The organism is Streptomyces sp. NPDC051636 (assembly GCF_044453765.1).
Lineage (GTDB): Bacteria > Actinomycetota > Actinomycetes > Streptomycetales > Streptomycetaceae > Streptomyces.
On record NZ_JBITDA010000014.1, the window covers coordinates 38,165 to 63,764 of the forward strand.

Sequence of the window (25,600 nt, forward strand, 5' to 3'; positions counted from 1 at the left end):
CCCACGGAAATCCTCGCCACCAAGGAAACCGGAAAGAGCCATCCCCCATGACCTCCGCCTCCGAGCCCCGTGACCTCCGTTCCGAGCTTGCCGCGCTGACCACCGAAGCCTTCCGCCCCGACCTCGCCGGGATCGACCGGCTCCCCACCCTCGAGATCGCCCGCCTGATGAACGGCGAGGACACGGCCGTACCCGCCGCCGTCGCCGAACAGCTCCCGCGCATCGCGACCGCGATCGACGCCGTCGCCGAGTGCATGCGGCGCGGCGGACGCCTGATCTACGCGGGCGCGGGCACCGCCGGGCGGCTCGGCGTGCTGGACGCCTCCGAGTGCCCGCCGACCTTCAACACCGACCCCGACCGGGTCGTCGGCCTGATCGCGGGCGGCCCGGACGCCATGGTCACGTCCGTGGAGGGGGCGGAGGACTCCAGGGAGCTGGCGCAGAGGGACCTGGACGCGCTGAAGCTGACCCCCGACGACACGGTGGTCGGCATCTCGGCCTCCGGCCGCACCCCGTACGCGATCGGCGCCGTGGAACACGCCCGCGCCCACGGCGCCCTGACCATCGGCCTGGCCTGCAACAAGGACAGCGCCCTCGCGGCGGCGGCCGACCACGGCATCGAGGTCGTCACCGGCCCCGAGCTGATCACGGGCTCGACGCGGCTGAAGGCCGGCACGGCCCAGAAGCTGGTCCTCAACATGCTGTCGACGATCACGATGATCCGCCTGGGCAAGACGTACGGGAACCTGATGGTCGACGTACGCGCCTCGAACGACAAACTGCGCGCCCGCTCCCGCCGCATCGTCGCGCTGGCCACGGGCGCCACCGACGACGAGATCGAGAAGGCCCTCACGGAGACCGGCGGCGAGGTGAAGAACGCGATCCTGGTGCTGCTGGCCGGTGTCGACGGCCCGACGGCCGCCCGCCTTCTGGAGGAGTCCGGCGGCCACCTGCGTGCCGCGCTGGCCGCGACGGCCGGCTGACCCGCACGCTCGGAGGATGCACACCTCGTACGACACCGCCGCCGCTCTCCTCCGCCTGGTCGGCGGCCCCGCGAACGTCACGTCCGTCGCCCACTGCGTGACCCGGCTGCGGCTGGGGCTGGCCGATCCGTCGGCCGTCGACGAGGAGGGGCTGAGGGGGGTGCCCGGGGTGCTGGGCCTGGTCGTGGACGGGGGGTCGTACCAGATCGTGCTGGGGCCGGGCGTGGTCACGGAGGTCACGGCGGAGGTCGAGGCACTGCTGGCGGCCCGGACGACGGCCGGGGAACCGGCCGCTCGCGGCGCCGAGTTGAGAGAGCGGCGACGGCAGCGCAACACGACCCCGGTCAAGACCGCCCTCCGCCGCGTCGCGAACGTCTTCGTCCCCCTGATTCCCGCCCTGATCGGCTGCGGCGTCCTCGCGGGCCTGGGCGGACTGCTGGTGAACGCCGGCTGGCTCCCGGGCCTCACCCCCGCTCTGGCCGCCATCGCCTCCGCCTTCATGGCCATCATCGCGGTGTTCGTCGGTTACCAGACGGCGAAGGAGTTCGGGGGCACGCCGGTGCTCGGCGGGGCGGTGGCGGCCATCGTCGTCTACCCGGGCGTGGCGAAGGTGACCGCGTTCGGCGTCCACCTGGCGCCCGGGCAGGGCGGGGTACTGGGCGCGCTGGCGGCGGCGCTGCTGGCCACGTACGTGGAGAAGCGGTGCCGGGGGCGGATGCCGGGCGCCCTGGACGTCCTGCTGACCCCGGCCGTGACCGTCCTGGTCGCCGGGCTGGTGACGCTCTACGGCCTCATGTACGCGGCCGGCGCGGTGTCCTCGGCGATCGGCACGGCGGCCGACTGGCTGCTGACGACCACGGGAGCGTTCGCGGGCCTGGTCCTCGGCGGCCTGTTCCTGCCCCTCGTCATGCTGGGCCTGCACCAGGCCCTGATCCCCATCCACACCACCCTCATCGAACAGCAGGGCTACACGGTCCTGCTCCCCGTCCTCGCGATGGCGGGCGCCGGCCAGGTGGGCGCGGCCCTGGCCGTGTACGTCCGTCTCCGCCACGACACCTCCCTGCGTACGACGATCAGGTCGGCGCTCCCGGCCGGCCTGCTGGGCGTCGGCGAGCCGCTCATCTACGGCGTCTCCCTCCCCCTCGGCCGACCGTTCCTGACCGCCTGTGCGGGCGGGGCGGCGGGCGGGGGCTTCGTGGGGTTCTTCGCGATGCTGGGCGACCGGGTCGGGGCGACGGCGATCGGGCCGTCGGGGTGGGCGCTGTTCCCCCTGCTGGCGGGGAACGGGGGGCCGGCCCTGACGGCCTCGATCTATGCCGGGGGATTGCTGGTCGGCTACGGGGTGGGCTTTCTGGCGACGTACGTGGCCGTCAGGCCGCCCGGTAGCCCGGCACCCGGGCGGTCCACCTGATGATCGAGCTCTCGGGCGGGCGCCCGCGCCGGTCGCGGTCCTGCGGAGACGAGGGCGGGGCCGGTGAGGACGCGCGGGAGAATTACCCTGCCCCCATGAAGGCCGAGGGTGTGCGGAAGGTGCGGTGCCGGAGTCTGCGCAGGCAGCTGAACGGTGTCCGCACCCGCCAGAAGGTCCCGCGGCGGGCCCATACCGCCGTGACCGCCGCCGTGACCGCTGATGTCCGCCGCGCGGCCGGGACCGTCGGCGACTGCCTGACTTCCCTCGGGGGGCTCCGGCCCCGGGATGGAGACGCGTAGCCATGAACCACGCCCAGCTCACCGCCCTCGGCCGCGCCCTCCGGCTCCTCGGCGAGCACGGTGAGTCCCTCACCGCCGACACCCCGGACGCCAAGCTGCACGAGGTCAAGGCAGACCTGCGCCGGGCCCTGGACCTGCTGGAGGACAGCGTCAGCACGGCGCCCACGACCACGCGGTGCGCCGAGCATCCGACCGGGCCCGTCGACGAGAGCGCCCCCGACCGGTGTCTGCTGTGCGAGACCCGGCGCCGGGCCGCCCGGCGGTCCGAGTTCGGCGGTGGCCGGCCGCAGCCGGTCGAGGCCGTCGCCTCCGCCCCGTCCCGTTACGGGGTCCGCGGGGACCGTCCCCAGCCCCAGCAGCGCTGGCTGCCGGAGCTGTGGAACGGACGGGAGTGGCAGTTGTGCGGTACGCCGAGGCGGGACCGGCGTGAGGCCGAGCTGTACCTCGCCGCCCAGCGGCGCGGCTCGCGGCCCGCGATGGCGTACCGGCTCGTGCACGAGTTCACCGACTACGAGGTGCTGCGGGTGTGGGGCAACCCCGTGCAGGTCGACATCGAACCGATGGGGAATCTGTAGCCCCCAGACGCCCCCGCACCCCGCCCGCCTCAGCCGGCCAACGGCAGCGCCTCGAACCCGTGCCCCTCCCACAACCGCCGGCTCGCCTCCTGCGGAAACGCCGTCACCGTCGGCTCCACGTCCAGTACCTGCACCAGGCGCCGCTCGTCGTCGTACTCCGGCCAGCCCGGGTCGCCCGTCCGGGCGAACGCCGTCCAGGACCGGCGGAAGCGGGACGACAGTGCCTCCGCCTCCGGCGGGACGTCGACGCCGGCGAAGAGCAGGGCGCCGAGGTCGGCCTTGAAATTGCCGAACAGCAGCGGCACGTCGAGGAAGTGGCAGGCGCCCAGGGTGCCTCCGTTTCCGGGGGCGGGGTAGGTGAGTTCGTAGTAGTGCACCCGGCCGCCGCCCGCGCGCTGGGCCTGAGCCAAGCGGAGGGTGGGGATGGCGAACAGCCAGTCGGTCTGGACGCGTTCGTACAGCTCGGCCGGTGTGGCCTCGGGGAACGCCGCCCGATACGCCCGCTCGCCGGCCTCGCCGCCCGGCGCGTACAGGCGCAGCGCGGAGGTCGCCCGCTCGTCGGTGATCCGGCCGGTCATACCGCCCAGGGCGAGGAAGAGGCGGAACTCGTCGCGGTTGTGGCCGGCGACGAGGTCGATGTCGCGGGCGGCTCCGGACGCCAGCGCCTGCCAGGGCGTCGTGGGCAGCACCTCGCCGTCGACGACCGGGGCGAAGGGGGTCGTCGTGGGTGCGGCCTGGCCCCACCGGTCGAGGTACCGGACCATCTTCTCGCCCAGTGCCAGTCCCGCGTAGGTCAGTTCGCGCGGGTCGACCGTCGACAGGTCGGCGGCCGTCGGGCGCAGGCCCGCCTCCGCCGCGAGGGCGGTGCCGATGTCCCGGGCGAGAGCGTCGGAGAAGTACGTGCCCGGCACACTCTGGGCGACGGCCCGCCCGAAGAGGCCCTTCGCCCTCGGCATCGCCAGCAGCGAGGCCACCGAACCGGCGCCGGCCGACTCACCCATGACGGTGACCTGTCCGGGGTCGCCGCCGAACGCCGCGATGTTGTCCCGTACCCACTCCAGGGCCGCCACCTGGTCCAGGAGGCCGCGGTTGGCGGGGGCGCCCTCCAGTGACGCGAAGCCCTCGACGCCCACGCGGTAGTTGAAGGTGACCACGACGAGGTCGCCGTCGCGGGCGATGTGCCGGGCGTCGTAGCCGGGGCTGCCCGCGTGACCCAGCTTGTAGGCGCCGCCGTAGATCCACACCATGACGGGGCGGGCGGACGCCGGGTCCGGGTCGGGGGTCCAGACGTTGACCGTCAGCCAGTCGTCGTCCCGCGGGGTGGCCGGTACGGCGCCCGTACGAGCCTGGAGGCCCGGTTCCTGCGGGGGCGGCGGCCCGAACTCGTACGCCTCCCGGGTCCCGTCCCAGGGCCGGGCCGGGCGTGGGGCCGCGAACCTCGCCGGCCCGACCGGGGGTTCGGCGAACGGGATGCCCCGGAAGACCGCCAGGCCGTGCTCGCGGCGCCCGCGCACGGCGCCCGCGGTGGTTCGTACGACGGGCCCCTCGGCCGAGGAGGAGGCCGTCGCCCCGTGGGACTGCGTTGTGGTCATCAATGCTCCCTTCGCCCGTACGGTAACCGGGCGTTGGCAGCGGAGCCAGGACCGGTGTCCCGGCCCCGGCTCCGCATCTGAGCCGTCGGCTCTCCGTCGTCGGCTCTCCGTCGTCAGCTCAGCGTCTTCAGCGCGGCGGCGTCGTACGGCTTCAGCTCGTCGAAGCGGCCGGCGAGGACCTTCGCCGCCCACTCGGGGTCCTGGAGCAGCGCGCGGCCGATGGCGACCAGGTCGAACTCCTCGGCCTCGAGGCGGTCGAGGAGGTCGTCGATGCCCTTGACCGCGGAACCCTCACCCTGGAAGGCCTTGATGAAGTCGCCGTCGAGGCCGACCGAGCCCACGCTGATGGTGGGCTTGCCGGTGAGCTTCTTCGTCCATCCGGCGAGGTTGAGGTCGGCGCCGTCGAACTCGGGGAGCCAGTAGCGGCGGGTGGAGGCGTGGAAGGCGTCGACGCCGGCCGCGGCGAGCGGGGTGAGGATGGCCTCCAGCTCCTCGGGGGTCTCGGCGAGCCGGGCGTCGTAGGCCTCCTGCTTCCACTGCGAGTAGCGGAACAGGACGGGGAACTCCGGCGAGACCTTCTCGCGGACCGCGGCGACGATCTCGGCCGCGAACCGGGTACGGGCCACGGGGTCGCCGCCGTAGGCATCGGTGCGGCGGTTGGTGCCGGCCCAGAGGAACTGGTCGACGAGGTAGCCGTGGGCGCCGTGGATCTCGACGCCGTCGAAGCCGATGCGCTCGGCGTCGGCGGCGGCCTGGGCGAACGCTCCGATGACGTCGTCCAGGTCCTGCCGGGTCATCTCCTTGGCGTCGGCGGTGCCGTTGATGCGCAGGCCGGAGGGGCCGACGGAGGGCGCGTCCGGGTAGGGCTGATCACCCTGGTTGCGGACCGTGCCGATGTGCCACAGCTGCGGGACGATCGTGCCACCCGCGTCGTGCACCGCCTCGGCCACCTTCTGCCACCCCGCGAGCTGCTCCTCGCCGTGGAAGCGGGGGACGCGGTCGCTCTGGCCCGCCGACTCGTGGCCGACGTACGTCCCCTCGGTGACGATCAGACCCACACCGGCGGCGGCACGGCGGGCGTAGTACGACAGCACGTCCTCACCGGGGATGCCGCCCGGGGAGAACATACGGGTCATCGGCGCCATCGCGATGCGGTTCGGGACGGTCAGGCCGTTGATCGTCGTCGGCCGGGAGAGGATCTGGGCCGCGCGGGAGGCGGGGGGCGTGACGGTCACGTGGGGAACTCCTCGTGAGTTGCGGGGTGGACCGGCGGGTATGTGCACACGCATTGTTGCACCTCCTTAAGGAACTCGCCGCCCCGTGTCACGCATTCCTCCCCCTGGGCACGACTCCGTGTGATCCAGCACACGCCCGGACGTCAGGGCAGCTCGACCGGTGCGCGGGGGAGGGCGTCCCGGTTCAGCCGCCGCACCCGCTCCCGCAGCACGTCGGCCGGTGCCGCCTCCGCCAGCTCCTCGGGCGGGCAGTCCCACTCCCGGCCACCGCCCACCGGCCGCAGCTGCACGTACCCGCCCATCCGGCCCATGACCTCACCGATCCGGCCGTCCCGCCCGTCCACGGCGTACGTGGGCGTACGGCTCACGCCTCGACGCTCCGCACGCGCAGGGCGGCGGCCAGCCGGGAGGCCACACTCAGGTTGCACCGGCCGAGGTCGACCAGGGCGTACGGGTCGCCGTGCGCGCCGGTCACCGGGTCGATCCGCAGCGACGGCAGGATGATCCCCACCTCGTACAGGGCGGCACGCAGCCGCTCGACGGCCTCCTCGGCGGACCGGGCGGGCCGTTCGTCCGCCACCGTCGGTGTCATCTCCATTGCGCCAATCCCTCCACGCTGAGTACTCACGTTCACTACACAGAGTGGCCGACGCGGCTCTAGCCTGGCCAGGTACGGCGTCCCAACAACCTCGCCTGTAGGACCAGGAGATGTCCATGCCAGGACCGAAGGACCTCGACCCGTCGTCGTCGCCGCGTGCGCTGCTGGGCGCCGAGTTACGCCACGTCCGCGAGCGGAAGGGGCTCAGCCAGGAGCAGTTGGGCCAGCGGCTGTTCGTGAGCGGGTCGTTCATCGGGCAACTGGAGGCGGGGACGCGGCGGATGCAGCCGGAGTACGCGCGGATGCTGGACGAGGCGTTGGGGACGGATGGCTTCTTCCAGCGGAACTGTGGGGCGTCGGCCAAGTCGAAGTACGAGGAGCCCTTCGAGGAGGCAGCGGAGGCGGAGACACAGGCTGCGGCGATCAGGCAGTACGCCCCGCTCCTGATCCCCGGGTTGCTCCAGACGCCCGCGTACGCACGGGCCGTGAACCGCGCGTACGACCCGACGGCGCGGAAGGAAACCATCGACGAGTGGGTGGAAGGCCGGATGGAGCGGACCCGCCTTCTCGACCATCCAACAAAGCCGTTGTTGTGGGTGGTGCTCGACGAGGCGGCGTTACGCCGGGAGACCGGTGGCCGGGCGGTGATGGCGGAGGCCCTGCGCCACATCGCAGGCCTGGTCCGCCGGAACCGGGCCATCGTGCAGGTGGTACCGCTCAGCGCGGGAGCGCACACGGCGATGCAGGGCGCCCTGAAGCTGATGGAGTTCGCGGACGCCCCACCGCTGGTCTACTTCGAGGGGGTGCGCACCGGGCGGCTGGAGGACGACCCTGCCACCGTCGCCCAGCTGAGGTTCGTGTTCGATCTCCTCGTGGCCTCCGCCCTCTCGCAGGAGAAGTCCCTGGCTCTCATCGAGGCGTTGGCACAGGATTACACCCATGAGGAACATCCCTGAGTACGACCTGAGCACGGCCGCATGGACTAAATCCAGCTACAGCCAGGGCGGCAACGACTGCCTCGAAGTCGCCGACAACCACCCCACCATCGTCCCCGTCCGCGACTCCAAGAACCCCCTTGGCCCGAAGCTCGTGTTCCGGGCGGAGTCATGGTCGGCGTTCGTCGAAAACCTCAAGGACACCAGGCCCTGAGCTTCGGGCTCCGACACCCGAGCCCTCTTTGCTTGGAATGGTTGGAATGGGTGGAGGGACACGCCCGAGGGCGGCACCCTCCGCCGGAACAGGGGGTGCCGCCCTCGGTAAGGACGCAGATCAACCAGAGGTCGATCAGAAGTCCATGTCACCGCCCGGCATGCCGCCCGGAGCGGCCGCGGCGGCCTTCTCCGGCTTGTCGGCGATGACGGCCTCGGTGGTGAGGAACAGCGCGGCGATGGAGGCGGCGTTCTGCAGGGCGGAACGGGTCACCTTCGCCGGGTCGATGATGCCTTCCTTGACCAGGTCGACGTACTCGCCGGTCGCGGCGTTCAGGCCGTGGCCCGGGGTCAGGTTGCGCACCTTCTCCACCACGACACCGCCCTCGAGGCCGGCGTTGACGGCGATCTGCTTCAGCGGGGCCTCGAGCGCGACGCGCACGGCGTTGGCGCCGGTCGCCTCGTCACCCTCCAGGTCCAGCTTCTCGAAGACCGAGGAGGCCTGGATGAGCGCCACGCCACCACCGGCGACGATGCCCTCCTCGACGGCCGCCTTGGCGTTGCGGACGGCGTCCTCGATGCGGTGCTTGCGCTCCTTGAGCTCCACCTCGGTGGCGGCACCGGCCTTGATGACGGCCACGCCGCCCGCGAGCTTGGCCAGGCGCTCCTGGAGCTTCTCGCGGTCGTAGTCGGAGTCGCTGTTCTCGATCTCGGCGCGGATCTGGTTGACGCGGCCGTTGACCTGGTCCGAGGAACCGGCACCGTCGACGATGGTGGTCTCGTCCTTGGTGATGACGACCTTGCGGGCGCGGCCCAGGAGGTCCAGGGTCGCGTTCTCCAGCTTGAGGCCGACCTCCTCGGAGATGACCTCGCCGCCCGTGAGGATGGCGATGTCGCCGAGCATGGCCTTGCGGCGGTCGCCGAAGCCCGGGGCCTTGACGGCGACGGACTTGAAGGTGCCGCGGATCTTGTTGACGACCAGGGTCGACAGGGCCTCGCCCTCGACGTCCTCGGCGATGATCAGCAGCGGCTTGCCCGACTGCATGACCTTCTCCAGCAGCGGGAGCAGGTCCTTGACGGAGGAGATCTTGGAGTTGGCGATCAGGATGTACGGGTCGTCGAGGACGGCCTCCATACGCTCCATGTCGGTGGCGAAGTACGCCGAGATGTAGCCCTTGTCGAAGCGCATACCCTCGGTGAGCTCCAGCTCCAGACCGAAGGTCTGGGACTCCTCGACGGTGATGACGCCTTCCTTGCCGACCTTGTCCATGGCCTCGGCGATGAGCTCGCCGATCTGGGTGTCGGCGGCGGAGATGGAGGCCGTGGAGGCGATCTGCTCCTTGGTCTCGACGTCCTTCGCCTGCTCCAGCAGGGCGGCGGAGACGGCCTCGACGGCCTTCTCGATGCCGCGCTTGAGGGCCATCGGGTTGGCGCCGGCGGCTACGTTGCGCAGGCCCTCCTTGACCAGGGCCTGGGCCAGGACGGTCGCGGTGGTCGTACCGTCACCGGCGACGTCGTCCGTCTTCTTGGCGACTTCCTTGACCAGCTCGGCGCCGATCTTCTCGTACGGGTCCTCGAGCTCGATCTCCTTGGCGATGGAGACGCCGTCGTTGGTGATCGTGGGGGCGCCCCACTTCTTCTCGAGGACGACGTTGCGGCCCTTGGGGCCGAGGGTGACCTTGACGGCGTCCGCGAGCTGGTTCATGCCGCGCTCGAGGCCGCGCCGCGCCTCCTCGTCGAACGCGATGATCTTGGCCATGTGAAGTGGTCCCTCCAGGACTGGGGGTGATTCCTTCGGACCGCGCCCGCGCCCGCGACGGACGGCTCGCGGGCCCCGTGGTTCCTTGCCCCACTTGGCCTGCGGGCCTCACCGACCCGGTCCTTCGCTGTCACTCTCACCTTCAGAGTGCTAACGCCAATGATTAGCACTCGCCCCCTGCGAGTGCAAGCGGCTACCGGGGTTCGGGCGGGGCGCTCCGCCGCACGGACGGGCGCGTGACCGTGTCCGGACAGGACGAAGGGCCCGCACCCTGCCGGATGCGAGCCCTCCGCCAATAAGAACGTTCAGGCGGTGACGCGAACCATGTCGGCCTGCGGACCCTTCTGGCCCTGCGAGATCTCGAACTCGACCCGCTGGCCCTCTTCCAGGGTGCGGTAGCCGTCCATCTGAATCGCGCTGTAGTGGACGAAGACGTCCGCACCACCGTCGACCGCGATGAAGCCGTACCCCTTCTCCGCGTTGAACCACTTGACGGTGCCCTGAGCCATGCCTAACTCCCCTATTACTGGCCCTTGCACAGATCCACACTTCGCGGACCCGGGTCAGACCTCACCCCCCAATGGTTTGGGGGCGTGCGCCGGAACGCGTCGACCGCGGCTGAATGTATCTGTCCAACTGCCGTCTGCAACAGGTCAATCGGACGAGAATTCCGGCCGGGCCCGGTCGGAAATCTGCCAAAAATTCGGCGGAATTCGGGGCAAGTCGGGCTCCACAAAAGGCACAAAAGCCGCAAAAAGCACGCACACTTTGGCTACATCTCATCGGGTGTGCGGCACGAATCCAGGGCTTGCGGCCCGGGCTCGGGAGCGTGTTCCCCAACTGTACCGCGCTCAATCACACTGAATTGCCCCCTCCGCTTCTCTCACGGAGGGGGCAATTCGATGAACTCTCGGTAACTGGTGTTACCGATGGTAATGATCGGTCATTCGGTCAGCCGCCGGCTACGGCCGGAATGATGGAGACGCCCGCGCCGTCCGGGGTCGCCGTCTCCAGGCCCTGCTCGAAGCGCACGTCGTCGTCGTTGACGTACACGTTGACGAAGCGGCGCAGCTTGCCCTGGTCGTCCAGGACACGGGCGGCGATTCCGGTGTGGTTCTTCTCCAGGTCGGCGATGACCTCGCCGAGGGTCGTGCCCTCGGCGCTCACCTCGGCCTGGCCGCCCGTGTAGGTGCGCAGGATGGTCGGGATACGGACGGTCACGCTCATGCGAGGCCAGCCTCTCGGAAGGAGTCGAGGTTCGGGCGGATCGTAGCGGTCAGGCCGGTGCCCGCCACCGCGTCCAGGGTCTTCAGGCCGTCGCCCGTGTTGAGGACGACCGTCGTCTTGGTGGGGTCGAGGACACCGTTCTCGATCAGCTTGCGCGTGACGCCCACCGTCACGCCGCCCGCCGTCTCCGCGAAGATCCCCTCCGTGCGGGCCAGCAGCTTGATGGCGTCCACCACCTGCTCGTCCGTCACGTCCTCCACCGCCCCGCCGGTGCGGCGCGCGATGTCGAGGACGTACGGCCCGTCGGCCGGGTTGCCGATCGCCAGCGACTTGGCGATGGTGTTCGGCTTCTGCGGGCGTACGACGTCGTGTCCCGCCTTGTACGCGGTCGACACCGGCGAGCAGCCCTCGGCCTGGGCGCCGAAGATCTTGTACGGCCTGTCCTCGACGAGCCCGAGCTTGATCAGCTCCTGCAGACCCTTGTCGATCTTCGTGAGCTGTGAGCCGGAGGCGATCGGGACGACGATCTGGTCCGGCAGCCGCCAGCCGAGCTGCTCGCAGATTTCGTACGCCAGGGTCTTGGACCCCTCCGCGTAGTACGGCCGCAGGTTGACGTTGACGAAGCCCCAGCCCTCGCCGGCCGGGTCGCCGATCAGTTCGGAGCAGAAGCGGTTGACGTCGTCGTAGTTGCCCTCGATGCCGACCAGCTCGCCGCCGTAGACCGCGGCCATGACGACCTTGCCCTGCTCCAGGTCGTGCGGGATGAACACGCACGAGCGGAAGCCGGCCCGGGCGGCGGCGGCGCCGACGGCGCCGGCGAGGTTGCCGGTGGAGGAGCAGGAGAGGGTGGTGAAGCCGAAGGCGCGCGCCGCTTCCAGCGCCTGTGCGACGACACGGTCCTTGAAGGAGTGCGTCGGGTTACCGGAGTCGTCCTTCACATACAAACCGCCGGTGACGCCGAGCTCGCGGGCGAGGTTGTCGGCCTTGACGAGCTTGGTCCAGCCGGGGTTGATGTTGGGCTTGGTCGCCACATCGGCCGGGACGGGCAGCAGCGGGGCGTAGCGCCAGATGTTCGCGGGTCCCGCCTCGATCTGCTTGCGGAGTTCCTCGGTGTCGTAGGCCGAGAAGTCGTAGGCGATCTCGAGCGGGCCGAAACACTCCTCGCAGGCGAAGACCGGGCCGAGCGGGACCCGGTGGCCGCACTCGCGGCAGCTCAGCGCCGCTGCGGGGCCGAGGTCTACGGTGGAGTCGGTGGTGCTTGCAACAGTCTGCACAGCCATGTGAGGCGAGGCCCTTTCTCCTCATCTTCCCCACGACGCATCTCGCCGTGAGACGGATTTGGCACCTTCCCTAGCCGGGAGCCTCGCTGAAATGATCAACACTGATCTACGAGACCGGCTGGAGGGTTGCCGGGGCTTCAACGGGCCGTGTCCCTCTGCCCCTCTGGATGAGCGGTATGTGGTTGTACGCACAACGACCCCCGACATGCGATGGTCATCAGCGTTGTTCAAGACTGTAACCGAAGGCCAGGACAGTTGAGATAGCCGTCCGAACCGCGAGATGGATCACATACCACCCGATCCGCAGCTCGCCGAGAGAACGCAGAGGAGCCGCGCACTGTGCTGAAGGAAGTCGAGCGCTGGCTGAGCACCCGCTCCTGGTCCGTGACCGATCGCCCGCTCCACAAGATCCTGGCCGCCAAGCAGCGCACGGGCCAGTCGGTCAGTGTCGTGCTGCCCGCTCTCAACGAGGAGGAGACGGTCGGCGACATCGTCGCCATCATCCGTCACGACCTGATGCAGCAGGTCCCGCTCGTCGACGAGATCGTGGTCGTCGACTCGGGGTCCACCGACCGCACCTCCGAGGTGGCCGCCGCGGCCGGCGCCCGGGTCGTCCATCGCGACGACATCCTGCCGCGCATACCGGCCGTGCCCGGCAAGGGCGAGGTCCTGTGGCGCTCCCTGCTGGTCACCGGCGGGGACATCGTCTGCTTCATCGACGCCGACCTGAAGGACTTCTCCTCGGACTTCGTCTCGGGGATCGTCGGCCCGCTGCTGACCGACCCGGAGGTGGACCTGGTCAAGGGCATGTACGACCGTCCGCTCGGTGGGGCGGCGGGCCAGGGCGGCCGGGTCACCGAGCTGATGGCGCGCCCGCTGCTGAACATGCACTGGCCGCAACTGGCCGGGTTCGTGCAGCCGCTCGGCGGCGAGTACGCGGCCCGCCGCTCGCTGCTCGAGCAGCTGCCCTTCCCCGTCGGGTACGGCGTGGAGCTGGGCATGCTGGTCGACGCGCTGCACCTGGTGGGTCTGGACGCCCTGGCCCAGGTGGACGTCGGGGTCCGCAAGCACCGGCACCAGGACGGGCAGGCGCTGGGCCGGATGGCCGCGGCGATCTACCGCACCGCCCAGCTCCGGCTGGCCCGCGGGCACCTCATCCGTCCCTCCCTCACCCAGTTCGAGCGGGGCGAGGACGGCTTCGAGCCGCGCACCTTCTCCGTGGACACGGAGGAGCGGCCGCCGATGGTGGAGATCGCGGAGTACGCCGAACGGCGAGTGGCCTGACCCCGGTGGTGTCACCCGACCGGGGAGGGGCCGTACGTTTGAGCGTTTCCGGGCCGGGCTAGGTTGAGGCTTATGGCTTCCACGGCTTCCACGCACGGTGCTGAGGTGCTGGTCGCGTCCAACCGCGGCCCGGTTTCGTACGAGGTACGCCCCGACGGCTCGCTGCACGCCAAGCGGGGCGGCGGCGGACTGGTCTCCGGGCTGTCCGCGATCGGCTCGGACGCGAACGCCCTGTGGGTGTGCGCGGCGCTGTCCGACGGCGACCGCGAGGCGGTACGGCGCGGGGTGGGCGAGGCCGGCGTACGGATGCTGGACATTCCGGCCGACGTGTACGCCGACGCCTACAACGGCATCGCCAACTCGGTGCTGTGGTTCGTCCACCACATGCTGTACCAGACGCCGCTGGAGCCGGTCTTCGACGCGGAGTTCCGCCGCCAGTGGGTGTCGTACGAGGCCTACAACCGGGCCTTCGCGGAGGCGCTGGCTCAGGAGGCGGCGCAGGGCGCGGCGGTGGTCATCCAGGACTACCACCTGGCCCTGGCTCCCCGGATGCTCCGCGAACTCCGCCCCGACCTGCGCATCGGCCACTTCTCGCACACCCCCTGGGCCCCGCCGGACTACTTCCGCCTCCTCCCCGACGACATCGCGGCCGAGCTGCTCGGCGGGATCCTGGGCGCGGACCGGGCGGCCTTCCTCACACAGCGCTGGGCGGACGCGTTCACCGACTGCTGTCACGCCGTCCTGGGCCCCGGCATCCCCACCGGTACGCGCATCGGCGTGCACGGGCTGGGCGCGGACGCGGACTTCCTGCGGCAGCGGGCGCACCAGCCGGACGTGAACGAACGGATGGCGGCGCTGCGGACGGAGATCGGCGAGGGGCGGAAGGCTGTCGTCCGGGTCGACCGCACCGAGCTGTCCAAGAACATCGTGCGCGGGCTGCTGGCCTACCGGCAGCTCCTCGACGACCACCCGGAGTGGCGCGAGCGGGTGGTGCACGTGGCGTTCGCCTACCCCTCGCGGCAGGACCTCGCGGTGTACCGCGACTACACGGCTCAGGTGCAGCGGGTGGCGGAGGAGATCAACTCCTCCTACGGCACGCCCGGCTGGACCCCGGTCGTCCTCCACGTCAAGGACGACTTCGCCCGCTCCCTCGCCGCGTACCGCCTGGCCGACGTGGCCCTGGTCAACCCCATCCGGGACGGCATGAACCTGGTCGCCAAGGAGGTCCCGGTCGTCTCGGACGAGGGCTGCGTGCTGGTCCTGTCGCGCGAGGCGGGGGCGTACGAGGAGCTGGGCGAGGACGCGGTGACCGTGAACCCGTACGACATCGGCGGCACGGCCCGCGCCCTGCACCAGGCGCTCACCATGCCGGACGGCGAGCGCGCGGAACGCACGAAGCGACTGGCCGCCGCGGCCACCGCGTTGCCGCCGGCGCGGTGGTTCCTGGACCAGCTGAGGGCCCTGGACACCTGATCCCGGCCGGGCGCGGCGGCGTGGCCCTGCCCACCCTGACCCGGCAACGACGTGACCGGGGCGGCCGACACGTCGGGCAGCGGGCGACGGCCGGGCAACGGTGGCTGCCGCCGCGGCGGCACGTCGGTCACGCGCGGCAGCGGGCGTGCGGTCGGCAGTCTGCCACTTGGCGGCCGACGGCCGGGCGACGGCAGCCGGCCGACCGCTGACGGCACGGGGCCGCAACGGGCAACCAGCGGGCGACGGCGTGGCCGCCGGGTGGCTGAGGCGCTGCGCCGGTCAGCCCAGGGCTGCCGCGAGCCGTCGGAGCAGGCCCACGACTCCCTGCGGGCCGTCCACCACCAGGTCCGCCCGTTCCGCGAGCTCCGTCACCTCCGTGCTGCCGCTGCACACCAGGAGGCCGGGCACACCGTCGGAGCGGAGTTTGTCGACGGCGGCGAAGGCGGGGAGGTCGCCGAGGTCGTCGCCGGCGTAGAGGACGGACTCGGCGCCGGCCTCGCGGACGTACTCCAGGAGGGCGACGCCCTTGTCCATGCCGGGCGGGCGGAGTTCGAGGACCATGCGGCCGGGCTCGACGATGAGGCCGTGCCGGGTGGCGAGGTCCGTGAGGGGTTCGCGCAGGGCCTCGAAAGCGGCCTGGGGGTCGTCGGCGCGGCGGGTGTGCACGGCGACGGCCCGCCCTTTCTCCTCGATCCAGGTGCCGTGCCAGGCGCCGATGCGGTCGAGGAAGCCGGGCAGTTCGGCGCGGACGGCGGTGACGCCGGGGTGCGGGGCGGGGGCGCTGACGGTGCCGGTGACGGCGTCCCAGCGTTCGGCGCCGTAGTGGCCGAGGACGACGAGGTGCTCCAGGCCGGGGACGCCCGCGAAGCCGCCGTACCGCACGGCGACGCCGGCCGGGCGGCCGGTGACCACGGCTACGGCGGCCACCTTCGGGGCGAGGGCGGCGAGCGCGGGGACGGCCTCCGGGTGGGCGCGGGCCTGGTCGGGGTCCGCGACGATCGGGGCCAGCGTCCCGTCGAAGTCGAGCCCGATCACCGCCGATCGGGGGCGCTCGAGCAGCGCGCGCAGCCCGTCCCGCCCGGCCTGGGTGGCGGGGGTCGGCAGCGGGTCCATCGGGTTGTCCGGGTCCGTCGAGTCCGTCGTGTGGATGCCCATAGAGCGACCTTATCCACGCAGGCCCGGATGCACTCCTCAGCGCTGGGAGCGGCGCTCCTCCCGGACCCGGCGCAGGCGGTTGACCGTGACCGGGTCGTGGGCCAGGGCGCGCTCGTCGTCGAGGAGGGCGTTGAGGAGCTGGTAGTAGCGCACGGGGGGCAGGCCCAGTTCCTCGCGTATCGCGCGTTCCTTCGCGCCGGGGCCCGGAAAGCCCCGGCGTTCCAGGGCGAGGATGTCCTGTTCGCGTCGGCCCAGCTCGTCCCGTTCCATGTCCTGAACGCTAACGCGGGGCACTGACAGGCGGCTCAGCCCGCGGAGCCGCTGTCGGCCGAGGTGGCCGCCGACTGGAGGCGGCTGAGGACGCCGGCGGGGCTGCCGCCGGGGGTGACGGCCTGGCCGATGGTCTTCTTGACGTCGGCGCTGACCGATGCCCAGGAGGTCTTGCCGACGGGGTAGAGCTCGGAGGTGGGGAGCTCCTCGAGGAAGGGCCGCATGGCCTTGTCCCGGGAGGAGCCGGCCATGACGTCGGACGCGGAGCTGGTGACCGGCAGCAGACCGTACCGGCGGGAGAAGTCGAGGACGTTCTTGTCGCTGTAGACGAAGTTCAGGAAGTCGCCTGTCTGCTCGGCGTGGCCGTTCTGTTTGAACGCCATCATCCAGTCGGCGACGCCCATGGACGCCTTGGCCTGCGAGGTCCGGCCCGGCATCGGCACCATGCCGAACTTCACGCCCTTCTTCCTGGCCTGCTGGATCAGCGTGGGGTGCCCGTTGAGCATGCCGACCTGCCCGTCGGCGAAGGCGGCGAACGCGTCGGCGCGGTTGAGCTTGCCGGGGGCGACCGGACCGGTCAGGCGCTTGCCGACGAGTTCGTCCTTGAGCCAGGTGAAGGTCTGCACGTTCTGCGCGGAGGAGATGGAGTAGCCGCCGATGTCGTCGGTGTAGCCGCCGCCCCCGCTGAGCAGCCACTGCATGGTCTCGGCCTGGGCCTCCTCGGGGCCGAGCGGCAGCGCGTAGGGGTACTTCACTCCCCGGGCCTTGAGCTTCTCGGCGTCGGCCGCGAGCTCGCTCCAGGTGGCGGGCGGGGTGAGGCCGGCCTTGGTGAAGAGGGTCTTGTTGTAGAAGAGCACGCGCGTGGAGGCGGCGAAGGGTATGCCGTACTGCGTGTGGTTCCACTGGCCGGCCTCGGCGAGCTGGGAGAGGAAGTCGGCCTGGACGGGTATGGAGAGCAGCTCGGAGGCCTCGTACAGCTTGCCCGCGGCCGCGTAGTCGGCGTAGGCGCCGATCTGGGCCATGTCGGGTGCCTTGCCGGCGGTGACCATCTCCTTGACCTTGCGGTCGACGTCGTTCCACGAGTAGACGGTGACGTCGATCTTCACGCCGGGGTGCTCGGCCTCGTACTCCTTGACCAGCTCGTCCCAGTACTTCTCGGAGCTGTTGCCCGCCGAGTCGCCGTAGTCGGCGGCCACGAGTCTCAGGGTCACGTCGGACGATCCGGTGCTCCCGCAGCCGCCGAGGACCGCGGTCATGCCCAGCGCGGCGACCACCGCGATCGTTCCTGCCGTACGACGTGCCACTGCTCTACGCCCCAAACCCTGCTGTCTCGTCATTCAATAAGTGAACCCCATAAGGTCTACACCACGTGAGTGGACTAGACCTCTTGCGGGTCCGCGGGCCACACTGTGTTCCGTGAGACATGTCATCGCCCTCGACGTGGGCGGCACCGGGATGAAGGCCGCCCTCATCGGGCCGGACGGCGAGCTGCTGCACCAGGCCCGCCGCGCGACCGGCCGCGAGCGCGGACCGGACGCCGTGGTCGAGGGGATCCTCGGCTTCGCCGCCGACCTGCGCGCCCACGGCGAGGAGCGCCTCGGCGAACCGGCCGCCGCGGCCGGCCTGGCCGTGCCCGGCATCGTCGACGAGGACCGCGGGATCGCCGTCTACGCGGCCAACCTCGGCTGGCGCGACGTACCCCTGCGCGCCCTGCTCGCCCAACGGCTCGGCGTCCCGGTCGCCCTCGGCCACGACGTGCGCACCGGCGGACTCGCCGAGGGCCGCATCGGCGCGGGCAAGGGCACCGACCGGTTCCTGTTCGTGGCGCTGGGCACCGGCATCGCGGGCGCCATCGGCCTCGACGGCCGGGTCGAGGCGGGCGCGCACGGCTTCGCGGGCGAGATCGGCCACATCGTCGTACGGCCCGGCGGCATCCCCTGTCCGTGCGGACAGCGCGGCTGCCTGGAGCGGTACGCGTCCGCGGCCGCCGTGAGCGAGGCATGGGCGGCCGCCGCCGGGAACCCGGACGCGGACGCCGCCGACTGCGCGAAGTCCGTCGTGTCCGGTGACCCGAACGCCGTCCGGGTCTGGCAGGAGGCGGTGGACGCGCTGGCCGACGGCCTGGTCACCGCGCTCACCCTGCTGGACCCGCGCACGCTGCTCATCGGTGGCGGGCTCGCCGAAGCGGGGGAAACCTTGTTCACGCCGCTCAGGGAGGCCGTCCGGCGGCGCGTCACCTTCCAGAAACCGCCCACCGTCGTCCCCGCGGCCCTCGGGGACACCGCCGGGTGCCTGGGCGCGGGGCTGCTCGCCCGGGATCTCCTCGACCCCACTGACTCTTCGGAGGTAACCGCCTGATGGCCCCCACCATGGTTCTCGCCGGTGCCCGGGTGGTACTGCCCACCGGAGTCGTGCAGGACGGACGCGTGATCGTCGACGGCACGCGGATCGCGCCCACCGCTCCCGCCGACGCCGAGGTCATCGACGTCACCGGCCACTGGGTGGTCCCCGGCTTCGTCGACCTCCACAACCACGGTGGCGGCGGCGCCTCCTTCTCCGGCCCGGTGGACGACGTCCTCAAGGCCATCCGCACCCACCGCCGGCACGGCACGACCACGCTGGTCGCCTCCACCGTCACCGACGACATGGACTTCCTGGCCCGGCAGGCCGGCCTGCTGTCGGAGCTGGCCGAGCAGGGCGACCTGGCCGGCATCCACTTCGAGGGCCCGTTCATCTCGCCGTGCCGCAAGGGCGCGCACTCCGAGGAGCTGCTGCGCGACCCGGACCCGGCGGAGGTGCGCAAGCTCATCGACGCGGCGCGCGGGCAGGCCAGGATGGTCACCCTCGCCACCGAACTGCCGGGCGGCATCGACTCCGTACGGCTGCTGGCCGAGCACGGGGTGATCGCGGCGGTCGGGCACACGGACGCGACGTACGAGCAGACGGTCGCCGCGATCGACGCGGGCGCCACCGTCGCCACCCACCTCTTCAACGCCATGCCCGCGCTCGGCCACCGCTCGCCCGGCCCGATCGCCGCCCTCCTCCAGGACGAGCGGGTCACGGTCGAGCTGATCAACGACGGCACGCACCTGCACCCGGCCGCCCTGGAACTGGCGTTCCATCACGCGGGCGCGGAGCGGGTGGCGTTCATCACGGACGCGATGGACGCGGCCGGCATCGGCGACGGCCGCTACATGCTGGGCCCCCTGGAGGTCGAGGTCAGCGAGGGCGTGGCCCGCCTGGTGGAGGGCGGTTCCATCGCGGGCTCGACGCTGACCCTGGACCGCGCCTTCAAACGGGCGGTGACCATCGACCGGCTGCCGGTTGAGGACGTGGTGGCCGCGCTGTCCGCCAACCCGGCCCGCCTGCTGGGCATGGACGACCGCGTCGGCTCCCTGGAGCCCGGCAAGGACGCCGACCTGGTGCTGCTGGACGAGGCGTTCGACCTCAAGGGCGTGATGCGCCGGGGCGCATGGGTGGTCGATCCCCAACTGGGCTGATCCGTCCCCGAGTCGAGGGCGGTGACCGGTTCCGCCGTCTGGGCCGGTCGCCGTCTCTTTGGCATGATCAGGCTCCGGAAACGGCAAGACACGTGTCACGCCCGAGGGGAGGCCGGCCCAAGTGATCCTCACGGTCACACTGAACACCGCTCTCGACATCACCTATCGCGTACGGTCCCTGCGGCCCCACGCCTCCCACCGCGTCCAGGAGGTCGTCGAACGGCCGGGCGGCAAGGGCGTGAACGTGGCCCGGGTGCTCGCCGCCCTCGGGCACGAGGTGACGGTCACCGGGTTCGCGGGCGGCGCGACCGGGCGGGCCGTGCGGGAGCGGCTGGCCGCCGTGGCAGCGGTGCGGGACGCGCTGGTCGGGGTCGCCGGCGCCACCCGGCGCACCATAGCCGTCGTCGACGAACTGACCGGCGACACCACCCAGCTGAACGAGCCCGGCCCGCAGGTCACCCCGGCCGAGTGGGCCGCGTTCCAGGAGACGTACGGGCGGCTGCTGGGTGGGGCGTCGGCGGTGGCGCTGTGCGGCAGCCTGCCGCCGGGGGTGCCGGTGGGGGCGTACGCGGGGCTGATACGAGCCGCGCGGGCCGCAGAGGTCCCCGTCCTGCTCGACACCAGCGGGGAGCCGCTCAGACGCGGGGTGGCGGCCCGCCCGGACATCGTCAAGCCCAACACCGAGGAACTCGCCGAGCTCACCGGCTCGCACGAGCCGCTGCGCGCCGCCCAGGACACCCGGCGGCGCGGCGCCCACGCGGTCGTCGCCTCCCTGGGCGCCGACGGCCTGCTGGCGCACACCCCGGAGGGCCGCTGGCGCGCCGCCCCGCCCGCCCGTGTCCACGGCAACCCGACCGGCGCCGGCGACTCGGCGGTCGCGGGCCTGCTGTCGGGACTGGTGGAGCGGCTGCCCTGGCCGGAGCGGCTGGCCCGCGCGGTCGCCCTGTCGGCGGCGACGGTACGGGCGACTGCGGCGGGGGAGTTCGACCGGGGGGCTTATGAGGAGTTGGTGGGGCGGGTGGCGGTGACCTGCGCGGTCAGCGCCGCGTAACTCAGGAAAGGCCTGGCGACGGTGGCTGTGGCCGGCGCGTTGCTGGGCGGCGCCTTTGCCACACCGGCTGCGGCGGCTGATCCCCCTACCTGCCTGCAAGGGAAGGTCTGCGGATGGGTCGGGGACGAACAGGACCGGAACCAGGACCGTCCTCTCTGTAACGCCCGGCTGCTACTAAGAGCCGTCCGGGAGGGGCCCGACGGCGCCTACCACGGCTGCCGCCTTCCCCTTGGAAGGCTCCCGCGACGGCCTTCCAAGCGGGGGCGGGCGGATCCGCCTCCCTGGATTGCCGTCCCCGCGCACACAGAGCGCCGCGGCCCCGCACGGCGCTCGCCATGGGCGAGAGAGTCCCGTCACCCTGGGCCGAATCGTTCCGCGACACCCTGCGATACGCGAAGGCGGCCTCTCCCGTGCCCAGTGGGAGGGGCCGCCTTCGCACTGCCGTCGGCTACTTGCTGAGCGACAACTGATCCAGGACGGCGTTGCATTGGTTGCCCTCGTTGCAGGCGATCTCGATCGTGTTGGTGCCCTGGTTCAGGCTGACGTTGGCCCAAGTGGTCTTCCAGCCCTTTTCCCAGTCGCCTGCGGGCGTGTTGCCGAAGTTCTGCATGTTCAACGGCTGCGTGTTGGCCTTGTCGTTGACGACCAGCGTCGCGTTCGCGTCCGCACCCGGGACGCCGTAGGTGACGTTCAGCCGGTAGGTACCGGCCTTCTGGATGCCGTTCACGGTCCAGATGACCTTCGCCCCGACATGGTTGAAGCCCGTCACATAAACGCCCCCGTCGGCCTTGGCGCCCTTGAAGTCGGACGCGGTGGTGGTCCCGCCGTCCAGGCGCAGCGCCTTCGCGTCGATCTTCGGGAGCTCGCCCGAGCTGGAGACCGAGCTGGTGCTGGACGGGGTCGGTGAGGCGCTGTGCGACTGGGTCGGGGAGGCGCCCGCCTGGTTGCCGTTCTTGTCGTCGTCCGAGTTGCCGTTGAGCATGGCGACGCCGATGCCGATGACGACCGCCGCGACCACCGCGATCGCGCCGATCAGCAGTCCCTTGGTGTTCGGGCCGCGCCCCCGGCCGCCACCGCCACCGCTGCCGGGCATCGGCTGCTGGGTGGTCGGCGCGCCGCCGGGGAAGGTCTCCGGCGCCTGATAGTGGGCGTTGGGCTGCCCGTAGGGGACGCCCTGCTGCTGGACGGTCTGGCCGTACTGCGTCTGCTGGCCGCCGTATGTGCGCTCGCCGACCGCGCGCGTCCTGCTCCTGTTGACCGAGCCCGGGTAGCCGTAACCGCCGGACGGCGGCTGGGCGCCCCTCGCCTGCCCATCGGCGTACAGATAGCCGAACGGGTCGTCGTCCTCGGGCGTGCTCGGGCCGTTTTCGCCGGGCGTCATCCCTTGGTACTCCTCAACAGGTGCGGGTGGATGCGATACGTGGTGAGAATGGCGAGCCTACCCGCTCCGCGTGACCCAAACGGGTGACTCAGACCGCATCACAGCGCTGAGCTGGGGATCATCCGGCCCTGCGGTGCTGTTTGGGACGAGATCGTTTCTCGACGTACATGCGTTCGTCAGCGGATTTCAACACTTCGTCCGCCGTCATTCCACAGTGTGCCCATCCGATGCCGAAACTCGCACCCACCCGCACGGCCCGGCCCTCGGCCCGGATCGGCTGGATGATCTCGTTGCGCAGGCGTACGGCGAGGTCCTGGGCGTCGGCCTTGCCGAGCCCGTCGGCGAGGATCACGAACTCGTCGCCGCCGAGCCGGGCCACCGTGTCACCGTCCCGCACGCCCCCGCTGAGCCGCCGGGCGACCTCGATGAGGACCGCGTCGCCCGCGTTGTGCCCGAACCGGTCGTTGATCGACTTGAAGCCGTCGAGGTCGCAGAAGAGGACCGCGAGGCCCTTGGTGCCGTCGTCCAGGTCGCCCTCCGGGGCGACGGTGTGCACATGGTGGTCGTAGCCGTCGAACGCCTCCGCGCCCGTGGCGAAGTCGAAGCCGTGACCGCCGGCGTCGAAGGCGGGGTGGCCGTAGGCCGCGTCCAGCGACTCCAGGGCACCGGGCTGGGTGGCCCGCTGACAGAGCCGGGCCGACAGGCGCGAGCGCAGCTCGGCGGAGTTCGGAAGGCCGGTGAGGGAGTCGTGGGAGGCGCGGTGGGCGAGCTGGAGCTCGCGGCGCTTGCGCTCCTCGATGTCCTCGACGTGGGTGAGCAGGAAGCGGGGGCCGTCGGCGGCGTCCGCGACGACGCTGTTGCGCAGGGAGACCCAGACGTACGTACCGTCCCGGCGGCCGAGGCGCAGCTCGGCCCGGCCGCCCTCGGCGGAGGTCCTGAGCAGGGTGCCTATGTCCTCGGGGTGGACGAGGTCGGAGAAGGAGTAGCGGCGCATCGCGGAGGCGGGGCGGCCCAGCAGGCGGCACAGGGCGTCGTTGGTGCGCAGGATCCGGCCGTGCTGGTCGCCGCCCATCTCGGCGATCGCCATGCCGGAGGGGGCGTACTCGAAGGCCTGGCGGAAGCTTTCCTCACTGGCTCGCAGGGCCTGCTGCTCCCGCTCCAGGCGGAGCAGGGCGCGCTGCATGTTGGCCCTGAGGCGGGCGTTACTGATCGCGATGGCCGCCTGGAAGGCGTACATCTGCAGCGCCTCGCGGCCCCAGGCGCCGGGCCGGCGGCCGTTTCGCGGCCGGTCCACGGAGATCACCCCGAGCAGCTCACCGCAGGAGCCGCCCGGCCCGCCGGGCGTGTACATGGGGGCGAAGAGCCGGTCGGAGGGGTGCCACTCGTCCTCGAAGCGGGGGGCGGGGCCGTCGGTGAACCACTGGGGTACGTCGTCGTCGTCGAGCACCCAGCCCTCGGTGTGCGGTATGAACCGCAGGTCGCCCCAGGCCTCGCCCATGCTCAGGCGGCGCTCCCAGGAGGCGCGGGAGCCGACGCGGCCGGTGATCAGGGCCTCGGCGGCGGAGTTGCCGGAGAAGGCGGCGACCACGAGGTCGCCGTCGGGGCGTACGAGGTTCACGCACGCCATCTCGTATCCGAGGGCGTTGACCACGCCGTCCGCGACGGTCTGCAGTGTGTCCGCCAGGCTGCGTGCCGTGTTCATGTCGGCCATGACCTGGTGCAGCTGTCGCAGGGACGCAAGGCGGACATACGGCTCCGACTCGGTCTCCATGCTCGCCCTCCCCCCGAGACCTCGCAGCGAATCAAGGGTTCTCTTCGGCGTACTCTTCGGCGCTTCTTATCGCCACTGAATCACAGCGCGCTCCCCACTCGGTACACAGGGTCAACAATTCCTGCCTCTTGTGACTCAAGTCACAGGGGAACGTGAACAATTGAGTGGAGTTTATGCGTTTTCCCCGTGCTTTATCTGAACGCAGGCTTTGCGGGTGTGTGGACATGATGCACGAAGAGTCCGCCTCGGGAGTCGCGGCCAGGCACTGCGGGTCCTAGGACCTTTCTCCCGGCCTCCGTTCGGCCGGAGGCCCGATGCGGCTCGCCCGGGAGGGAGATTAGCGTTTCCGGCGTGCCGAACACTCCCCCAGCCCCGACCCTGCCCCCTGCCCCCACCGCCTCCGGGCATGCTGAGGGGGTGAGCAACGACGAGTTCCGGGCCGCGATGTCCCGGCTGGCCGCGGGCGTGGTCCTGGTGACCGCGCAGGAACCGCCGCTCGACCCGGACGACCCCGGGGCGCCGGCCGGCGAGGACGTCGGCATGACCGCGACCGCCTTCATGTCGGTCTCGCTGGACCCGCCGCTGGTCCTGGTCAGCCTGCGCGAGGGCTCCCGCATGGACGACCTGCTCGCCGAGCAGCCCCTGTGGGCCGTCTCCGTCCTCGGCGACAACCAGCGCCAGGTCGCGGGCCGCTTCGCCATGAAGGGCCGCGTCAGCGACCGCCTGCTCTTCGCGGACCTCCCCGTCACCCGCGGTGAGGTCACCGGCGCGCCCCTGGTCGGCGGCGCCCTGGCGACCCTGGAGTGCCGCACCGAGCAGCGGGTGACGGCCGGCGACCACACCCTGGTCATCGGCCGGGTGCTGACCGCCCGGCTGCCGAGTGCGGAGAGCGGTCCGTTGCTGTATTTCCGGGGCCGTTACCGGAAGTTGGGGTAATCGGAACCGCGGAATTTCGACGACGGCTTTGCGAAGGGCGTGCTCATGGTGCTTTGACGGCCTTCCGCGGGGTGCTGGAGCTGCGCTGGGAATGCGGCCCTCCCCGGCCCGGCGACAGCGGGGCGTGTCAGCCCCAGTTCCGTCCCGACCTGCCCCGCTTGGTCTCCGACCGCGCCTTCTTCTCCCGCAGCCGCCGCTCGTTGATCCCCCGGGGGATACGCGTGGGCCTGCGCGGCTTGGGCGGGGGTGCGGTGGCCTCGGCGAGGAGAGCCGCGAGGCGTACCACGGCGGCCTCGCGGTTGCGCCACTGGGAGCGGTGCTCGGAGGCGCGGACGGTGACGACACCGTCGACCAGCCGCCCGCCGAGCCGCTCCAGCGCCCGCCGCTTCCACACCTGCGGCAGGGCCTCGGTCTTCTCCAGGTCGAAGCGCAGCTCGACCTGCGAGTCACTGGTGTTGACATGCTGCCCGCCCGGTCCGGAGGAACGCGAGAAACGCCACATGAGCTCGGCCTCGGGCAGCGAGACGGAGCCGCGGATGACGTAGGGACCGGACATGCCGTCCATGTTCCCGTCTCCACCCGGTCCACGTCACCCGGATTTCCCCTTGGGTAAAAAAGGTAAAGGGACCCGGAACCATGGGGACCCCCCGCGGCGTTCTCCGGGGGGACGGT

25 protein-coding genes and 1 riboswitch are annotated in these 25,600 nt (G+C 71.5%); of the genes, 11 read left to right on the plus strand and 14 right to left on the minus strand.

Translation table 11 applies throughout. The features are described 5' to 3' along the window. Positions 1-47 precede the first annotated feature (47 nt). From murQ to ACIBBH_RS23780, 3 genes are all read left to right on the plus strand, one after another. Positions 48-983 carry an N-acetylmuramic acid 6-phosphate etherase gene (gene murQ / locus ACIBBH_RS23770; protein ID WP_399407680.1) on the plus strand — a complete coding sequence of 312 codons (936 nt, stop codon included), beginning with the start codon at positions 48-50 and terminating at the stop codon, positions 981-983. Between the two features lie 16 nt (positions 984-999). Continuing rightward, a complete protein-coding gene (locus ACIBBH_RS23775; protein ID WP_399407682.1) occupies positions 1,000-2,394 on the plus strand; it encodes a PTS transporter subunit EIIC in 1,395 nt (464 codons plus the stop codon). A 301-nt stretch (positions 2,395-2,695) separates the two neighbouring features. After that, complete coding sequence (locus ACIBBH_RS23780; RefSeq protein ID WP_399407684.1) at positions 2,696-3,268, plus strand: hypothetical protein; 573 nt, start codon at positions 2,696-2,698, stop codon at positions 3,266-3,268. Positions 3,269-3,297: 29 nt separating this feature from the next. Here ACIBBH_RS23780 and ACIBBH_RS23785 read toward each other — a convergent pair whose 3' ends face one another. From ACIBBH_RS23785 to ACIBBH_RS23800, 4 genes are all read right to left on the minus strand, one after another. Next, entirely contained in the window at positions 3,298-4,860 is a 1,563-nt protein-coding gene (locus ACIBBH_RS23785) for a carboxylesterase/lipase family protein (protein WP_399407686.1), read from the minus strand. A 113-nt stretch (positions 4,861-4,973) separates the two neighbouring features. Beyond that, positions 4,974-6,095 carry an NADH:flavin oxidoreductase gene (locus ACIBBH_RS23790; RefSeq protein ID WP_399407688.1) on the minus strand — a complete coding sequence of 374 codons (1,122 nt, stop codon included), beginning with the start codon at positions 6,093-6,095 and terminating at the stop codon, positions 4,974-4,976. A 143-nt stretch (positions 6,096-6,238) separates the two neighbouring features. Beyond that, complete coding sequence (locus ACIBBH_RS23795; protein WP_399407997.1) at positions 6,239-6,463, minus strand: hypothetical protein; 225 nt, start codon at positions 6,461-6,463, stop codon at positions 6,239-6,241. Further along, on the minus strand, positions 6,460-6,693 hold the full coding sequence (locus ACIBBH_RS23800) for a hypothetical protein (protein ID WP_399407690.1): 234 nt from the start codon (positions 6,691-6,693) through the stop codon (positions 6,460-6,462). The genes ACIBBH_RS23795 and ACIBBH_RS23800 overlap by 4 nt, the downstream gene beginning before the upstream one ends. 116 nt (positions 6,694-6,809) lie before the next feature. On the opposite strand from ACIBBH_RS23800, the gene ACIBBH_RS23805 reads away from it, so the two are divergent. After that, positions 6,810-7,649, plus strand: a complete 840-nt coding sequence (locus ACIBBH_RS23805; RefSeq protein WP_399407691.1) for a helix-turn-helix domain-containing protein — start codon at positions 6,810-6,812, stop codon at positions 7,647-7,649. Beyond that, positions 7,633-7,842: a DUF397 domain-containing protein gene (locus tag ACIBBH_RS23810; protein ID WP_399407693.1), complete on the plus strand. Its 210-nt coding sequence runs from the start codon at positions 7,633-7,635 to the stop codon at positions 7,840-7,842. The genes ACIBBH_RS23805 and ACIBBH_RS23810 overlap by 17 nt, the downstream gene beginning before the upstream one ends. 135 nt (positions 7,843-7,977) lie before the next feature. Here ACIBBH_RS23810 and groL read toward each other — a convergent pair whose 3' ends face one another. From groL to thrC, 4 genes are all read right to left on the minus strand, one after another. Next, positions 7,978-9,600: a chaperonin GroEL gene (gene groL / locus ACIBBH_RS23815; protein WP_399407695.1), complete on the minus strand. Its 1,623-nt coding sequence runs from the start codon at positions 9,598-9,600 to the stop codon at positions 7,978-7,980. A gap of 305 nt (positions 9,601-9,905) precedes the next feature. Then, complete coding sequence (locus tag ACIBBH_RS23820; protein ID WP_004986573.1) at positions 9,906-10,109, minus strand: cold-shock protein; 204 nt, start codon at positions 10,107-10,109, stop codon at positions 9,906-9,908. Between the two features lie 442 nt (positions 10,110-10,551). Then, a complete protein-coding gene (locus ACIBBH_RS23825) occupies positions 10,552-10,827 on the minus strand; it encodes a MoaD/ThiS family protein (RefSeq protein WP_399407697.1) in 276 nt (91 codons plus the stop codon). Continuing rightward, positions 10,824-12,107, minus strand: coding sequence for a threonine synthase (gene thrC / locus ACIBBH_RS23830; protein WP_399407699.1), 1,284 nt, complete (start codon positions 12,105-12,107; stop codon positions 10,824-10,826). Before thrC ends, ACIBBH_RS23825 begins: the two co-directional genes overlap by 4 nt. Positions 12,108-12,125: 18 nt before the next feature. After that, positions 12,126-12,281: riboswitch (SAM riboswitch) on the minus strand. 165 nt (positions 12,282-12,446) lie between these two features. Here thrC and ACIBBH_RS23835 point away from each other — a divergent pair. Both ACIBBH_RS23835 and ACIBBH_RS23840 read left to right on the plus strand, forming a co-directional pair. Continuing rightward, a complete protein-coding gene (locus ACIBBH_RS23835; protein WP_399407701.1) occupies positions 12,447-13,391 on the plus strand; it encodes a glucosyl-3-phosphoglycerate synthase in 945 nt (314 codons plus the stop codon). 72 nt (positions 13,392-13,463) lie between these two features. Next, positions 13,464-14,864 carry a trehalose-6-phosphate synthase gene (locus tag ACIBBH_RS23840; RefSeq protein WP_399407703.1) on the plus strand — a complete coding sequence of 467 codons (1,401 nt, stop codon included), beginning with the start codon at positions 13,464-13,466 and terminating at the stop codon, positions 14,862-14,864. 279 nt (positions 14,865-15,143) lie between these two features. On the opposite strand, the gene otsB is transcribed toward ACIBBH_RS23840, so the two are convergent. Genes otsB through ACIBBH_RS23855 form a run of 3 tightly spaced genes read right to left on the minus strand, consistent with a single transcriptional unit; the run spans position 15,144 to position 17,545 of the window. After that, positions 15,144-16,019: a trehalose-phosphatase gene (gene otsB / locus ACIBBH_RS23845; RefSeq protein ID WP_399407704.1), complete on the minus strand. Its 876-nt coding sequence runs from the start codon at positions 16,017-16,019 to the stop codon at positions 15,144-15,146. A gap of 36 nt (positions 16,020-16,055) precedes the next feature. After that, positions 16,056-16,289, minus strand: a complete 234-nt coding sequence (locus ACIBBH_RS23850) for a DUF3263 domain-containing protein (RefSeq protein WP_399407706.1) — start codon at positions 16,287-16,289, stop codon at positions 16,056-16,058. 35 nt (positions 16,290-16,324) lie between these two features. Further along, positions 16,325-17,545 carry an extracellular solute-binding protein gene (locus ACIBBH_RS23855; protein ID WP_399407989.1) on the minus strand — a complete coding sequence of 407 codons (1,221 nt, stop codon included), beginning with the start codon at positions 17,543-17,545 and terminating at the stop codon, positions 16,325-16,327. Positions 17,546-17,705: 160 nt separating this feature from the next. Here ACIBBH_RS23855 and ACIBBH_RS23860 point away from each other — a divergent pair, with 160 nt between their 5' ends. From ACIBBH_RS23860 to ACIBBH_RS23870, 3 genes are all read left to right on the plus strand, one after another. Next, positions 17,706-18,647: an ROK family protein gene (locus ACIBBH_RS23860; RefSeq protein ID WP_399407708.1), complete on the plus strand. Its 942-nt coding sequence runs from the start codon at positions 17,706-17,708 to the stop codon at positions 18,645-18,647. Beyond that, positions 18,647-19,789, plus strand: a complete 1,143-nt coding sequence (gene nagA / locus ACIBBH_RS23865) for an N-acetylglucosamine-6-phosphate deacetylase (protein ID WP_399407710.1) — start codon at positions 18,647-18,649, stop codon at positions 19,787-19,789. Before ACIBBH_RS23860 ends, nagA begins: the two co-directional genes overlap by 1 nt. Before the next feature lie 121 nt (positions 19,790-19,910). Then, positions 19,911-20,840, plus strand: a complete 930-nt coding sequence (locus tag ACIBBH_RS23870; protein ID WP_399407712.1) for a 1-phosphofructokinase family hexose kinase — start codon at positions 19,911-19,913, stop codon at positions 20,838-20,840. A gap of 448 nt (positions 20,841-21,288) precedes the next feature. On the opposite strand, the gene ACIBBH_RS23875 is transcribed toward ACIBBH_RS23870, so the two are convergent. Both ACIBBH_RS23875 and cdgB read right to left on the minus strand, forming a co-directional pair. Then, complete coding sequence (locus ACIBBH_RS23875; RefSeq protein WP_399407714.1) at positions 21,289-22,221, minus strand: CBM35 domain-containing protein; 933 nt, start codon at positions 22,219-22,221, stop codon at positions 21,289-21,291. Positions 22,222-22,339: 118 nt separating this feature from the next. Continuing rightward, positions 22,340-23,992, minus strand: a complete 1,653-nt coding sequence (gene cdgB / locus ACIBBH_RS23880) for a diguanylate cyclase CdgB (RefSeq protein ID WP_399407716.1) — start codon at positions 23,990-23,992, stop codon at positions 22,340-22,342. 351 nt (positions 23,993-24,343) lie between these two features. Between cdgB and ACIBBH_RS23885 the strand changes: the two genes are divergently transcribed. Beyond that, positions 24,344-24,928, plus strand: a complete 585-nt coding sequence (locus tag ACIBBH_RS23885) for a flavin reductase family protein (protein WP_399407718.1) — start codon at positions 24,344-24,346, stop codon at positions 24,926-24,928. Between the two features lie 127 nt (positions 24,929-25,055). Here the strand turns inward: ACIBBH_RS23885 and arfB are convergent, their stop codons facing one another. Beyond that, a complete protein-coding gene (gene arfB / locus ACIBBH_RS23890) occupies positions 25,056-25,493 on the minus strand; it encodes an alternative ribosome rescue aminoacyl-tRNA hydrolase ArfB (RefSeq protein WP_399407720.1) in 438 nt (145 codons plus the stop codon). Positions 25,494-25,600 lie beyond the last annotated feature (107 nt).